11 protein-coding genes are annotated in these 14686 nt (G+C 70.7%); 8 read left to right on the top strand and 3 right to left on the bottom strand.

Annotated elements, in window-relative coordinates:
• Nucleotides 1–337 precede the first annotated feature (337 nt).
• A complete protein-coding gene (locus ACGFMK_RS36955) occupies nt 338–1156 on the top strand; it encodes an alpha/beta fold hydrolase (protein WP_392773530.1) in 819 nt (272 codons plus the stop codon).
• Nucleotides 1153–1911 (top strand): SDR family oxidoreductase, encoded by a 759-nt coding sequence (locus ACGFMK_RS36950; RefSeq protein WP_392773528.1) that lies wholly within the window; start codon nt 1153–1155, stop codon nt 1909–1911. Before ACGFMK_RS36955 ends, ACGFMK_RS36950 begins: the two co-directional genes overlap by 4 nt.
• Here the strand turns inward: ACGFMK_RS36950 and ACGFMK_RS36945 are convergent.
• Nucleotides 1896–3452, bottom strand: coding sequence for a transposase (locus ACGFMK_RS36945; protein ID WP_392773527.1), 1557 nt, complete (start codon nt 3450–3452; stop codon nt 1896–1898). The genes ACGFMK_RS36950 and ACGFMK_RS36945 overlap by 16 nt on opposite strands.
• Before the next feature lie 153 nt (nt 3453–3605).
• Here ACGFMK_RS36945 and ACGFMK_RS36940 point away from each other — a divergent pair, with 153 nt between their 5' ends.
• The 5 genes from ACGFMK_RS36940 to ACGFMK_RS36920 all read left to right on the top strand — a co-directional run bounded on the left by ACGFMK_RS36940 (nt 3606) and on the right by ACGFMK_RS36920 (nt 10446).
• The gene (locus ACGFMK_RS36940; protein ID WP_392773526.1) at nt 3606–6203 is read left to right on the top strand and encodes a bifunctional FO biosynthesis protein CofGH; all 2598 of its coding nucleotides are present in this window, start codon (nt 3606–3608) and stop codon (nt 6201–6203) included.
• A gap of 106 nt (nt 6204–6309) precedes the next feature.
• The gene (locus ACGFMK_RS36935) at nt 6310–6843 is read left to right on the top strand and encodes a DUF4232 domain-containing protein (protein WP_392773524.1); all 534 of its coding nucleotides are present in this window, start codon (nt 6310–6312) and stop codon (nt 6841–6843) included.
• A 111-nt stretch (nt 6844–6954) separates the two neighbouring features.
• Nucleotides 6955–7812: an arpA protein gene (locus ACGFMK_RS36930; protein ID WP_392773522.1), complete on the top strand. Its 858-nt coding sequence runs from the start codon at nt 6955–6957 to the stop codon at nt 7810–7812.
• Nucleotides 7813–7829: 17 nt separating this feature from the next.
• Nucleotides 7830–8678 carry a class I SAM-dependent methyltransferase gene (locus tag ACGFMK_RS36925; protein WP_392773520.1) on the top strand — a complete coding sequence of 283 codons (849 nt, stop codon included), beginning with the start codon at nt 7830–7832 and terminating at the stop codon, nt 8676–8678.
• Nucleotides 8679–8691: 13 nt separating this feature from the next.
• On the top strand, nt 8692–10446 hold the full coding sequence (locus ACGFMK_RS36920; RefSeq protein WP_392773518.1) for a choline/carnitine O-acyltransferase: 1755 nt from the start codon (nt 8692–8694) through the stop codon (nt 10444–10446).
• Here the strand turns inward: ACGFMK_RS36920 and ACGFMK_RS36915 are convergent.
• Nucleotides 10412–11359 carry an alpha/beta hydrolase fold domain-containing protein gene (locus ACGFMK_RS36915; RefSeq protein WP_392773516.1) on the bottom strand — a complete coding sequence of 316 codons (948 nt, stop codon included), beginning with the start codon at nt 11357–11359 and terminating at the stop codon, nt 10412–10414. The genes ACGFMK_RS36920 and ACGFMK_RS36915 overlap by 35 nt on opposite strands.
• A 1-nt stretch (nt 11360) precedes the next feature.
• On the bottom strand, nt 11361–12146 hold the full coding sequence (locus ACGFMK_RS36910; protein WP_392773514.1) for a class I SAM-dependent methyltransferase: 786 nt from the start codon (nt 12144–12146) through the stop codon (nt 11361–11363).
• A gap of 208 nt (nt 12147–12354) precedes the next feature.
• Here ACGFMK_RS36910 and ACGFMK_RS36905 point away from each other — a divergent pair, with 208 nt between their 5' ends.
• Entirely contained in the window at nt 12355–14676 is a 2322-nt protein-coding gene (locus ACGFMK_RS36905) for a discoidin domain-containing protein (RefSeq protein ID WP_392773512.1), read from the top strand.
• The last annotated feature ends 10 nt before the right edge of the window (nt 14677–14686 follow it).

The following is a 14686-nucleotide window of genomic DNA, read 5'->3' as shown; positions in this document are numbered from 1 at the left end:
CTCGCAAGGCCCGGCATCACCCGAAGCGGGTTATTCCTAGCAGTTTGTGTGGGACACCCACTCAATCGCTTCTGCGAGAGCTTGGTTCGTGTCCCCGCCGCCCGGTTTCCCTGGCGACTTGGAGAACTTTACATGCCCCGAAACCCCCCGAAACAGGGGGGTCCCTTAACAAGATCAGCGCAGGTCAGAACCCCTGACGGAGCCCGCCTGGCCCCAGTGTGCCCCCAACGCGCCCGGAGCGCCAGAGGAATAGCCCGGGAAGAGCACAGCAAGAACATTGCTCCGAGTACATTGCACCGTATTGCTCCGCGCCAAAGCTCCGCTTAGCGTCGATGGCATGACAGAAGGAACGACCCTCGCGCACGACGACGCGGGACCGAAGGACGCGACGACCGTCCTGCTCGTCCACGGCCACCCCTTCGACCGCTCGATGTGGCGGCCCCAGGTCGAGCACCTGACCGGACACGGCTACCGCGTCGTCGTCCCGGACCTTCGGGGCTACGGCACCCAGAGCACCCAGAGCACCCCCAAGACCGCAGAGGCCAAGACCGGCCTCGACGTCTTCGCGAACGACCTCATCAAGCTGGCCGACCACCTGGCCGTGGAGACCTTCGTGCTCGGCGGCCTCTCCATGGGCGGCCAGATCGTCATGCAGGCGGTCGCCGACCACCCCGGTCGCGTCAGCGCACTCCTGCTGGCCGACACCTTCGCCGGCCTCGACACCCCCGAGGTGAAACAGGGCCGCGTCGACACCGCGGCGAGGATCACCAGGGAAGGCATGGAGCGCTACGCCGACGAGCTCCTGCCCAAGATGATCTCGCCGCAGACCCGCGCGACCAGGCCGGACGTCGAGGAGCACGTCAGGCGGATGATGCGCAACGCTCCCGCCGAAGGTGCCGCGGCCGCGTTGAGAGGACGGGCCGAGCGTCCCGACTACACCCCCGGGCTCAGGAACATCGCGGTCCCGACCCTGGTCGTCGTGGGCAGAGAGGACGAGTTCACCCCGGTGGGCGACGCCGAGCGGATCCACCGGGAAGTGCCCGGTTCCGCCCTGGTGGTGATCGACGGCGCGGGCCACCTGCCTAACCTGGAGCGCGAGACCGAGTTCAACGAAGCGCTCAGCACCTTCCTGACCACAAGCGGAGCCAAGCCATGACCCAGCAGACCGTGTTCGTGACCGGCGCCAGCGCCGGCTTCGGTGACGCCATCGCCCGCCGGTTCGTCGCCGAGGGCGCCCGGGTGATCGCCGTCGCCCGTAGTGAGGACAAGCTCGAGAAGCTCGCCGCGGAACTCGGCGACGCCGTCCTGACGGTGAAACTCGACGTCAGCGACCCCGAAGCCGTCAAGACCGCGATCGACACCCTTCCCGAGGACTGGCGTGAGGTCGACGTCCTGGTCAACAACGCCGGCCTGGCCAAGGGCCTCGAGCCCGCGCACAAGGCCGACCTCGCCGACTGGGACGAGATGATCGCGACCAACGTCCGGGGCCTGGTGCACGTCACGCGCGCGCTGCTGCCCGGCATGGTCGAGCGCGGCCGCGGCCATGTCATCAACATCGGCTCGATCGCCGGCACCTACCCCTACCCCGGCGGCAACGTCTACGGCGCGACCAAGGCGTTCGTGCACCAGTTCAGCCTGAACCTGCGCAGCGACCTGCACGGCACCGGCGTCCGCGTGACGAACATCGAGCCCGGCATGGTCGGCGGCACGGACTTCTCGAAGGTCCGCTTCGACGGCGACCAGGAGAAGGCCGACAAGGTCTACCAGGGCACCACCCCGCTGACCGCGGACGACGTCGCCGAGTCCGTCCACTGGGCGGCGAGCCAGCCGAAGCACGTGAACATCAACGTCATCGAGCTGATGCCGGTGGTCCAGAGCTTCTCCGCGCTGCAGATCTACCGGGAGTCCTGAAACAGGTCGAACAGCGCCTGCTGGGCCGGGTCACGCTCGGTCGGCTGGCGCGCGGTCCGCGGCCGTCCGCCGGTGGACGGGTAGCGCAGCACGAGCTCGCCGATGCCCGCCAGCCGGTCCAGCAGTTCGCGCACGGACAGGTTCATCCCGGCGCGGTCGGCCTCGCGCCGCATCAGGTGGGTCGCCGTCGCGGCGAGGACCGAGACGAGCCCGTGCGCGGCGATCCGCTGCCGGGTCCACTCCCAGCGCGGGGTCGGGCCGGTGACGGCGGGGCCGGTCAGCCAGCGGAACGTCGATTCGAGGTGAGTGCGGGCCCGGTAGGCGGTGACGACCTCGGCGACCGGCCAGTCCTGGTCGGTGACCAGCACCTGCTTGCCGAAGAACTCGTCGTCGAGCCGGGCGACGGCAGCGGTGTCGATCCGCCGTTCGAGCCGGATCTCCCCGGCCCGGCTGCCGCTCAGCACCGCCGTGAGCACACGTTCGACGCGCCGGCCGCGGGTGACCCGGCCGATCTCGGCGTGCACCTGCGCCCGGTCACCGCGGTGGGTGCCCGCGGCCAGGGCCCCGGCCAGGCCGTCCAGCTCGCGGGTCGCGGTGGCCAGCTCGTCGGCGAACGCGCGGGACTGCGCCGCGTGCAGCGTCGCCGAATGCGTCAGGATCACCCGCCGCCGGACGCCGTCGACGACCGCGTGCGTGTCCAGCGCGGTGAGGCCGGCGAACCGTTCGGGGTCGACGCGCTTGCGGGCGGACGCGGGCTGGGTCAGCAGCTCGGGGTGGTCGGTCAGCGGCAGCGAGCCGACGAACCCGCTGCGTGACCCGAGGTCGAGCTGCGCGGCCTGCCCGGTGTGGAAGATGAGCGTCGCCGGGCCCAGCTCCGCGGTCAGCGCGGCGAACGTCGGCGCGGTGCCGTCGTCGCGCCGGTAGAGCCGCGAGCCGAGCGGGATCGCGCCGTCGCGGGTCACCCGCAGGCCCACGCCGGCGAGCACACCCTGGCAGGCCGAGGGCAGCGTGCAGTCCGCGGCGGCGAACGCGGCGAACTGCGGGACGTCGACGGCGAGGGCCGCGTGGTCGTCGAGCACCTCCAGCACGGCCGCGGCGACGGTCTCCTCGATGCGCGCGATGCGTTCGGGGGTCAGCCTTTCCAGCGCCCGCCACACCGTGTCCACTGTGGACACGCGAGGGTGCACCAAGTCCGCCGCGGCCCCGGTCGCCCACCACTGCGCGATCGGCGTCTCCGGCGCGGTCGCCCGGTGCAGCACGGCGATCGCCAGCGTCTGCCCGAGCGTCGTCTTGGCGCGCTGGGGTCCGGCCACCTCGTCGACGCGCCGGACGAAGTCGAGCCGGCGCAGGGTCGCCCACACCGCGGCCACGTCGCCGTACGCGCGGTAGCGTGCCGACGCCGGTTCACCGCCCGGGACGGCCCGGGCGATCTCGTCGGCGGTACCGAGGTAACGCTGGGTCACCACGCGGGGCTTGCCGTCCACGCGGGCGGACTCCGCGAGGTAGTAGTACGTCCGTCCGCCGATCTTCTTCCCGATCACCGAGGCCACCCTTTAGGTAATACACGCCGGACGGCTGATCGACAACCAGCGCACCACGCTGACCTGCGACGACGATCACGATCCACGATCGGGTGAGCCGGGTGCGGAACACACACTGGCTGGTCGTACGAGGACGGTCCTAGCGTGGGCCGAATGGGACCCGATCCTGACGCCACCACCCCGACCGCCTCCGCGATGCGCCGTGCGCTCGCCCGGGCGCGTGACGGGAAGACACTCGACGTAGCCGAGGCGAGCGTCCTGCTGCACGCCCGCGGCGAAGACCTGGGGAAGCTTTCCGAGTACGCCTCCCGCATCCGTGACGCCGGCCTGGCCGAGGCCGGCCGCGCGGGGATCATCACCTACAGCCGCAAGGTCTTCATCCCGCTGACCCGGCTCTGCCGCGACCGCTGCGGCTACTGCACGTTCGTCACCGTCCCCGGCCGGCTCGAATCGCCGTTCCTCTCGCCCGACGAGGTCCTCGACATCGCCCGCAAGGGTGCCGAGATGGGCTGCAAGGAAGCCCTCTTCACCCTCGGCGACCGGCCCGAGGACCGCTGGAAGGCGGCCCGCGACTGGCTGGACGCGCACGGCTACGACGACACGCTCTCCTACGTCCGCGCGATGGCGATCCGGGTGCTGGAGGAGACCGGCCTGCTGCCGCACCTCAACCCCGGCGTGCTGTCCTGGCAGGACTTCCAGCGCCTCAAGCCGGTCGCGCCGTCGATGGGCATGATGCTGGAGACCACGGCGACCCGGCTGTGGAGCGAGAAGGGCGGCCCGCACTACGGGTCACCCGACAAGGATCCCGCCGTCCGGCTGCGCGTGCTCGAAGACGCCGGCCGCAGCAGCGTCCCGTTCACCACCGGCGTGCTGATCGGCATCGGCGAGACGCACGACGAGCGCGCGGACGCCCTGTTCGAGATCCGCAAGATCGCCAAGACCTACGGCGGCATCCAGGAAGTCATCGTGCAGAACTTCCGGGCCAAGCCGGACACGAAGATGCGCGCGACGCCGGACGCCGACCTCGAAGAGCTGGCCGCGAACATCGCCGTGGCGCGGCTCGTGCTCGGCCCGAAGATGCGCATCCAGGCGCCACCGAACCTGATCGGCAACCAGTACGACCTGATGATCCGCGCCGGGATCGACGACTGGGGCGGCGTCTCGCCGCTGACCCCGGACCACGTCAACCCGGAACGCGCGTGGCCGCAGATCGACGAGCTGGCCCGCCGCACCGAGAAGGCCGGCTTCGAGCTGAAGGAACGGCTCACGATCTACCCCGAGTACGTCAACGCCGGCGAGCCGTGGCTGGACCCGCGGATCACCCGGCACGTCGCCGCGCTCGTCGACCCGGCCACCGGGATGGCGCGCGAGGGCGCGATGCCGGTCGGCATCCCGTGGCAGGAGCCGGACGGCGGCTGGCAGCAGTCCGGCCGCACCGACCTGCACACCGAGATCGACACCACCGGCCGGACGGAAGACCGCCGCAGCGACTTCGACTCGGTGTACGGGGACTGGAAGGAGATCGGCGACCGGATCAAGACCGGGCCGCAGAAGTTCGACTCCACCGTGCTGGAAGCCTTGCGCAGCGCCGAAAAAGACCCCGCCGGGCTCTCCGACGACGCCGCGCTGGCGCTGCTGTCCGCCGACGGCAAGGAACTCGACGCCTTCACGAAGCTCGCCGACGACCTGCGGCGCGAGACGGTCGGCGACGACGTCACCTTCGTCGTCACGCGGAACATCAACTTCACCAACGTCTGCTACACGGGCTGCCGCTTCTGCGCCTTCGCGCAGCGGCGCACCGACGCCGACGCGTACACGCTCTCGCTGGAGCAGGTCGGCGACCGCGTCGACGAGGCGTGGGCCGCCGGCGCGACCGAGATCTGCATGCAGGGCGGCATCCACCCGGACCTGCCGGGCACCGCGTACTTCGACCTCGCGGCCGAGGTGAAGCGCCGCCAGCCGGACATCCACCTGCACAGCTACAGCCCGATGGAGGTCGTCAACGGCGCGTCGCGGACCAACCTCTCGCTGCGCGACTGGCTGATCGCGGCGAAGGAGTCCGGCGTCGACTCGCTGCCCGGCACGGCCGCGGAGATCCTCGACGACGACGTCCGCTGGGTGCTCACCAAGGGCAAGCTGCCGACGTCGGAGTGGATCAAGGTCGTCACCACCGCGCACGAGGTCGGCCTGCCGACGACGTCCACGATGATGTACGGCCACGTCGACACGCCGGCGCACTGGGTCGCGCACCTCAAGCTGCTCGCGAAGCTGCAGCGCGACGGCCTGGAGAAGCACGGCAAGCGCGGGTTCAGCGAGTTCGTGCTGCTGCCGTTCATCCACCAGAGCTCACCGATCTACCTCGCCGGGCTCGCCCGCCCGGGCGCGACGCAGAACGAGAACCGGGCGGTGCACGCGCTGGCCCGGCTGCTGCTGCACGGGATGATCGACAACATCCAGAGCTCCTGGGTGAAGCTCGGCACCGAGGGCAGCCGCGCGGTGCTGCAGGGCGGCGTCAACGACATCGGCGGCACGCTGATGGAGGAGACGATCAGCCGGATGGCCGGTGCGTCGAACGGGTCGTACAAGACGATCAGCGACATGCGCGAGATGGTCGAGCCGCTGGGCCGGCCGCTGGTGCAGCGGACGACCGGGTACGGCCGGCCGTCGGCCGAGCGGATCGCCGCGGCCGAGGCGTCCGACGGCGTCGCCACCGCGGTTCGGAAGCCGTTGCTGCCCCTGCTGACGCCGTAGCAAAAGCGGTTCGGGGGTTCCGGGTGGCGGAGCCCCCGGCCCGGGGCGGAGCCCCGGTTGACACAGCGGGCGCCCGGCTCCGGGGCGCCCGCTACTCTTCGGCCGCATGGGGGTTTTCCGCTTCGCGCCGTTGATCGTCGTCGCCCTTCTCGCGGGTTGTGGCCAGGCGCCGCCTCCGCCGCCCGTCCCGTTGCCGACGACGACACCGAGCCCGACGTACGCGCCGCCGCCGTCGGCCGGCCTGTCGCTTTCGGTCGGCCAGGTCGAGGCCGGGCTCGGGCACCGCGCGAGCGTGCTGACGCTGACCAACCTGGACAGCAAGCCGCGCAAGGTCACCGGCTACCCGGACGTGACGATCCTGACGGGCGACGGTTCGCCGTTGCAGGTCCAGGTCCTGCACGAGACGTCCTACTTCGCGCCGGATCCGGGCCCGCAGGACCTGACCGTCCCACCGGGCGGGAAGGTGCTGTCCGTGCTGGCCTGGTCGGCCACCGTCACGACCGGGGACCAGCACACGGGTGCGGCGATCTCGGTGATCCCGATCCCCGGGGAAGCCGCGCAGAAGCAGCCGCTGGAGACCGACCTCGGCACCACGGACACCGTCAAGCTCAGCGCGTGGGCCACCAAAATCGGCACCTGACCACCTTGTGTCACCGCTCACAAACCCACGGTTCCGATCGGGAACCCTGTGCTAGTTGTTTTCCTCACGACCCGGGCAAGCACCGCAGCTTCACCCGTCGAGAGGACTTCGATGAGCACCTCCGTGGCCGCGCTGGACATGATCGATTCGGACCGCTACCCGCTCACTGATCCCGGCAGCGCCGCCTGGCGGGAGGTCGTGGCCCGCACCCGCGCGGACCTCGCCGACGTCGGCTGCAGCGTCCTCGCCGACTTCATCCGGCCCGAGCTGCACAAGGTCCTCCGGGCCGAGTGCGCCGCGCTCGAACCGCACGCCTACACGAAGATCGAAAAGGTCAACGCCTACAACACCGCGATCGACGCGGATCTCCCCGCGGACCACCCGGGCCGGACGATCATGGAGCGGGGCAACGCCTTCGTCGCCCGCGACCACATCCCGGCCGGCGCGATCATCGGCCGGCTCTACGGCAGCCCGCTGTTCCAGCGGTTCATCGCCGACTGCTTCGGCTTGCCGGAGCTGCACGAGCTCGCGGACCCGCTGTCCGGGCTGACGCTGAACGTGATCGCGCCCGGCCGCGCGCACCCGTGGCACTTCGACACGAACTCCTACACCGTCAGCATGCTGACGCAGGCCACCCGTGCCGGCGGCACGTTCGAATACTGCCCGAACATCCGCTCCGCCGACGCGGAAAACTTCGCCGACGTCCGGGCGGTTCTTTCCGGGGAAAGCACCCATCCGGTCCAGCGCCTCCGCCTCCGTCCGGGCGATCTGCAGTTGTTCAAAGGCCGCTTCGCCTTGCATCGGGTCACTAGGGTGGAAGGGAAGATCGCCCGCCACTCGGCGATCTTCGCCTACAGCGAGCGCCCCGGCGTCATCGGCAGCCCGGAGCGGACCAGGCAGCTCTTCGGCCGGGTCCTGCCCGAGCACCTGGCTGGTCACGCTGTGCGGGGCGACGCCCTGCTCGACTAGATCTAGGAGCCTGGCCCGTGCCTTTCGACTCGACCGGCAAGATCTCGTTCGATCACATCTACACCGCGCCCGACCCCCGTCCGTTCTTCGGGACGTTGCAGCGCGTGGACTACCAGATTCCGCAGCTGGCGAAGCCGTACTTCACGAAACTGATCGAGGAATACCAGGCGGAGCGCGCGGTCGCGCGGCCGACGGTGCTGGACGTCGGTTGTTCCTACGGCGTCAACAGCGCGTTGCTGCGGTGCGAAGCGACGCTGGACGACCTCTACGAGCAGTACACCGCGCCCGGTGTCGAGGACCTCGACCGCGCCGCGCTGCTCGAACGCGACCAGCGGCTCGTGCGCAGCCGCGCGACCGCCGACGGCGCCCGGTTCTTCGGTCTCGACGCCGCGGGGGCGGCGCTGGACTACGCGCGGTCCGCCGGGTTCCTCGACGAGACGATCTACGCCGACTTCGAACGCTACGACCCCGACGAGACGCAGCAGCCGCTCCTCGATCAGGTGGATCTCGTCATTTCGACCGGGTGCGTCGGGTACGTCACCGAGAAGTCGATCGCCCGGATCGCGCGCGGCAGCCGGCCGTGGATGGCGCACTTCGTGCTGCGGATGTTCTCCTACGAGCCGGTCGCGGAAAGCCTGGCCGAGCTGGGCTACGAGACCGCGGCCATCGACGGCGTGTTCCGCCAGCGGCGGTTCGCGAGCGCCGAAGAGCAGGCGCACATCATCGACTCGCTGGGCGAGGCCGGCGTCGATCCCGAAGGGTTCGAGTCCGACGGCTGGCTGTACGCGCAGCTGTATGTTTCCCGACCGAAGAAGGGTGCGGCAGCCGGACTGGCTTCCGCGCTCAGCACGGTTTCTCCCGACTAACGAGGATGACAGAGTGAGCAGTCCGGAATGGTCCCCCCGCACGTTCGGCAACGAGGACCGGCTTCCCCGCGTTCCCGTGCCTTCCCTCGCCGACAGCGGCCGCCGCTTCCTGAAGTGGTGCGGCCCGCTGCTGACGCCGGACGAGCTGGCGGAGACCGAAGCGGCGGTCGAGGACTTCCTGGCGCCCGGCAGCCCGGCCCACGGGTTGCAGGCCGCGCTGGAGGAGTACGACTCCTCGCCCGGGGTACACAGCTGGCTGGACACCTTCTGGCCGTACCGCTACCTCGGCCGCCGCGACCGGATCGCGCTGAACGCCAACTTCTTCTTCCTGTTCGCCGCATCGCCGCTGGGCCAGGTGGAACGCGCGGCCGAGCTGACCGCGTCCGCCGTGGACTACAAGCTGCGGCTCGACGACGAGCTGGTGCCGCCGGTGCTCGTGCGCGGTGCGCCGCAGTCGATGGTGCAGCACAAGTACCTGTTCTCGGCGACGCGGATCCCGGGTGACCCGCTGGACCACGCGCGGACGCCGTACCGCGAGGGCTGGGAAGGGCCGTCCCGGGAGCGGCACATCGTGGTGTTCCACCGGAACACGCCGTTCCGGATGGACGTCGTCGCCGAGGACGGCCGCCCATACTCCGCCGGGCAGATCGCCGACGGGCTGCGGGCGATCCTCAAGGACGACCACGACACGGACGTGCCCGCCGGGCACTTCACCACGAAGGCCCGTGCGGAGTGGGCGTCGAGCCGTCAGGCGCTGATCGACGCGGGCAACGCCGAAGCGCTCGAGACCGTCGAGACGGCGTTGTTCTGCTTGTGCCTGGACGACTTCACGCCGTCGACCACGCTCGAAGCCGCGGATCAGCTGCTCTACGGCGCCAACCGCTGGTACGACAAGGCCGTGTCGCTGATCGTGTTCGAGGACGGCACCGCGGGGATCAACGTCGAGCACTGCGAACTCGACGGCACCACGATCCTCGGCTTCACGGACGCGCTGCTGAGCGGGGAACGGCTCCCGCGTGATCCCGCCGGCGGTGTCCCGGGGTTCACGCCGGTCGAGTTCACGCTGACCGACGCGCTCCGCGAAGACGCCCGGGCGGCCGGAGAGGCTTTCGCGGCGTACGCGGACGCCACGGCGACGCAGACCGTGTCGTTCGACTTCGGCGCCAACCGCGTGAAGGAGCTGGGGATGTCCCCCGACGGCTTCGCGCAGATGGCGTACCAGCTCGCGCACAAGCGGGCGAAGGGCCTGACGGGCGCGACGTACGAGTCGATCGCCACCCGGCAGTTCCGGAACGGCCGGACCGAGGCGATGCGGGTCGTGACGCCGGAGGTCTTCCGGTTCGTCGCCGCCATGGAAGACGGCTCGACGGAAGAGAAGCGGGAGGCTTTCCGTACCGCGGCGGCGAAGCACGTCTCACGGGCGAAGGAGTGTCAGGCCGGGGACGCGCCGGAGCAGCACCTGTGGGAGCTGCAGCTGATCGCGAAACGGCGGGGTGACGCGGACACGCTGCCGCTGTACAGCTCGCCGGGCTGGCTGAAGATGCGCGACGACTACCTGAGCACGAGCTCGGCACCGTCGGTGAACATCCAGTACTTCGGGTTCGGCTCGACGAGCCCGCAGTGCATCGGCATCGCGTACGTGCTGCTGCCGGACCGCTGGAACATCTACCTCAGCACGCCGAAGCACGTGTCGTCGGAGATGTACCGCTTCGCCGACGAACTCGGGAAGGCCGTCAGCGAGCTGCAGGAGCTGCTGGCCGGCGGCTGAGCAAGCGCTGTAACCAGGTCAGCCGGGCGGCCCGCGCCGCCCGGCTGAGCTGTGCTTTCGGCACCAGCGCGTCGAAGCCGTGGAAGCCGCCGGGCCAGACGTGCAGCTCCGCCTCGCCGCCCGCCTGCCAGAGGCGGCTCGCGTAGGCGACCACCTCGTCACGGAACGTCTCGGCGGTGCCGACGTCCAGGAACGCCGGGGGCAGCCCGGAAAGGTCGGCGGCGCGGGCCGGCGCGGCGTACGGCGGGACGTCTTCGGTGCCGCGGCGAGCACCGAGGTAGGCCGTCCAGCCGACGTGGTTGGCCGTGCGGTCCCAGAGCCCGCGGCCGTCGAGGTCGACGGCGGACGGCGTGTCGTTGCGGTCGTCGAGCATCGGGCAGATCAGCAGCTGCCCGGCGAGTTCCGGGCCGCCGCGGTCGCGGGCGAGCAGCGCCGTGGCCGCCGCGAGGCCGCCGCCCGCGCTGATGCCGCCGACGACGAGCGGGCCGTCGCCCTGCGACGCCGTCCACAGCAGACCGGCGTAGCAGTCCTCGACGGGCGCCGGGTACGGGTGCTCGGGCGCGAGCCGGTAACCCGGCGACACGACGGTCAGGTCCAGTTCGCCCGCCCAGTCCAGCAGGTTCGGCACGTCCGCGCCGAGGTGGCTGCCGACGATCGTGCCGCCGCCGTGCACGTAGTAGAGAACACCCGCGCTCTCGGCCGGACGCGCGACCAGCAGCGGCACCGCACCGGCGTGCTCTTCCGCAAAAGCGAACCGCGGGTACGCGGCGGCCAGCTCCTCGACGGTCCGGTGGTCGGCGGCGTTCAGCTCGCGGCGGCCGGGGATGTCGGCCAGGTCCGCCAAGGGCGGGCGCAGCGCCCGCAGCTCTTCGACGATCGGCGCCAGCTCCGGGTCGAACGGCGGTGGCGGCACGTCAGGCTCCTTCGGGCACCGAGACGACGAGGACGAGCGAGCCGTCGAACGTCGGCTGCTCGCGAAGGCGGCCGTAGCGGCGTTCCCACGTGCCGTCGTCGAGGTCGTGGCGCAGCTCGGCGGCGAACCGGTGGTGCACGCGGTCGTCGACGAAGCTCCACGCCGAGCACGACAGCCGCGCGCCCGGGTCGAGGAGCCGCTCGGGGCGGGCGTAGTAGGCCTCGTTGAAGCCGTCGGTGCAGTCGATCGGCACCGGGACGCCGACGATCGACGTGTGCCCGCCGAGCCCGTCGGCGATGTCGTCGACCGGCGGGTAGCGCCGCGCCTCGGTCTCGATCACCTCGGGCGCGTAGTCGAGCAGCCAGAACCGCCGCAGCAGCGCCGGGTCGCAGGTCAGGATGGCGACCGGGCCGCGGGTCACCCGGCGGATCTCCTTGAGCCCGGCCCACAGGTCGTTCCACTGGTGGACGCTGAACGTGCTCATCGCGCCCTCGAACGACCGGTCCGGGAACGGCAGCTTCTCGGCGACGGCGTCGATCGCGGGTGGCAGGCCCTCGGGCCGCTGCGCGCGCATCGACGCCGACGGCTCGACCGCGGTCACCTCGCGGTCGTCCGGCTCGTAGGCCCCCGCACCCGCGCCGACGTTGAGGACGGTCCGCGCTTCGCCGAGCGCGTCGAGGATGTACCGGCCGATCCGCGGGTCCGGCACGCGGTAGTCGGTGTACACCCCGCCGATCGCGCCGTAGTCGGCGTCACCGGCGCTTCCGTCGGCGCGTCGCTCGCTCATGCCGTCAAAACTAGCAGCGTTCCGCAGGGCTTCGACGTCGGTGGCGCTGCTCCGCCCGACGGAAACCGACGTCCGGCATCCGGCGCAGCGGTCAGTTTCTGTCGCAAATTTGCGTAAGTTCGTTCATCTATTGCGTTATCTTGTCCCGGATTCGTATGATCCAGGTCACAAGGGTCCCCACCCGCACTCGACGAGGAGTTGCTGCTCCATGTCTCCCCACCCTGTCTTCAGCGCGCCCCAAAACGCTCCGGTACCGCGTCGCCGCGCGAGATTCGGCGCATTGGCCGCCGCCATCGCTGCCGCGACCGGCCTGACCGTCGTCACCCTCGCCGCGTCCCCCGCCACCGGTTCGGCGTTGGCCGCCGGACGCGGCGCGACCGTGCCGTTCCTCGAACAGGAGGCCGAGACCGCCGCGACCAACGGCACGGTCATCGGCCCGGACCGCAACGCCGGCACCCTCGCCGGCGAGGCGTCCGGCCGCAAAGCCGTGACGCTGGGCGGTCAAGGCAAGTACGTCGAATTCACGCTCACCGCGCCGGCCAACTCGATCGACTTCCGGTTCAGCCTGCCGGACTCCGGGAACGGCACGGGCACGAGCGGCTCGCTTTCGTTGTACGTCAACGGTTCCCACAACCGTGACGTCGCGCTGACGTCGAAGTACGCCTGGTACTACGGCTCGTACCCGTTCACCAACAACCCGGGTGACGGCCACGCGCACCACTTCTACGACGAGACCCGCGCGTTGCTGGGCACGAACTACCCGGCCGGCACCAAGATCAAGCTGCAGGTCGACGCGGGCGACGTCACGACCTCGACGATCGACCTGGCCGACTTCGAGCAGGTCGGCGCGGCCGCGGCCAAGCCGGCGAACGCGCTGTCCGTCACCGATTACGGCGCCACCGCGGGTGACACGAGTGACGACGCGGGCGCGTTCGACGCCGCCGTCGCCGCCGCTCGCAGTCAAGGCAAGGAGGTCTGGATCCCGTCCGGGACCTTCACCCTCGGCCACCACGTCACCGTCGACCAGGTGACGATCCGCGGCGCCGGCCCGTGGTACTCCGTGCTGACCGGCCCGCGCGCCGGGATCTTCGGCAAGGGCGAACCGGCCAGCTGCGGCACGTCGACCTACCCCGGCAACGGCGCGGTCCCGGGCACGAGCAGCGCGGTCAAGCTGTACGACTTCGCGATCATCGGCCAGGTCGACGCCCGCGTCGACTGCGACCAGTCCAACGCCATCGGCGGTGCCCTGGGCGGCGGCTCGGTCGTGCAGAACCTGTGGCTGCAGCACACCAAGGTCGGGCTGTGGCTCGACGGGCCGTTCGACGGGCTCACCGTGTCCGGCAACCGGATCCTCGACCAGACCGCCGACGGGCTCAACCTGCACCAGGGCATCAGCAACGTCACCGTCACGAACAACTTCCTGCGCAACACCGGCGACGACGGCCTGGCCATGTGGTCCGAGCACGACGCCGACCACAACAACACGTTCTCCTTCAACACCGTGCTGCTGCCGATCCTGGCCAACAACATCGCGATCTACGGCGGGCACGACAACACCGTGTCCGACAACGTCGTGGCCGACAACCAGGACCAGGGCGGCGGCATTCACATCGCCAACCGCTTCAGCGCGGTGCCCCTGGCCGGCACGACGACCGTCGCGCGCAACACCGCCATCCGCACCGGCGTGCTCGACTCGAACTGGCAGTTCGGCGTCGGCGCCCTGTGGTTCGACGGCCGCGACGGCGCCATCACCGGCCGCGTCGACGTCACCGACCTCGACCTGCTGGACAACAACTACGAGGCCATCCAGTTCATCGACAGCCAGACCACCGACGTGCACTTCACGAACGTGCGCATCACCGGCGCGGGCACCTTCGCCTGGCAGCTGCAGGCGAAGCCGACCGGCACGGTGAAGAACGTCGTCGCGACCGGGATCGGCCGCGCGGGGGTCTACAACTGCATGGGCCCGGACGCGCTGACCGGCCTCGCCGACCAGGGCGGCAACTCGGGCTGGAGCACGACGTACTGCGGCTCCTGGCCGACGCCGGTCTACGGCTCGGACAACGGCGGCACGACCACGCCGACGACCCCGACCACGCCCACCACGCCGCCGACCACCACGACGACGGCCCCGCCGACCGGGAACCTGGCGCTGCACAAGGCGATCAGCGCGTCGGCGTCCCAGGGTGGCTTCCCGCCGGGCAACGCGGTCGACGGTGACGCGAACTCGTACTGGGAGAGCGCGAACAACGCGTTCCCGCAGTCGCTGACCGTCGACTTCGGCGCCACCGTGTCGGTGTCGCGGCTGGTGCTGAAGCTGCCGCCGTCCTCGGCGTGGGGCACGCGCACGCAGACGATCGCGGTCGACGGCGTCAAGGCCGCGGCCGGCTACACGTTCGACCCGGCTTCGGGCAACACCGCGACCATCACCTTCCCGGCGACGTCCGCGCGCACCCTGCGGCTGACCTTCACCGGCAACACCGGCTGGCCCGCGGGACAGCTGTCCGAACTCGAAGCCTATTCGTCCTGAACCCAGCAGA

Source organism: Amycolatopsis sp. NPDC049252 (assembly GCF_043197175.1).
In the GTDB taxonomy this organism is placed as follows: Bacteria; Actinomycetota; Actinomycetes; order Mycobacteriales; family Pseudonocardiaceae; genus Amycolatopsis.
The sequence above is the reverse complement of the archived record's forward strand: the minus strand, read 5'-3'. Positions and strand labels throughout refer to the sequence as shown.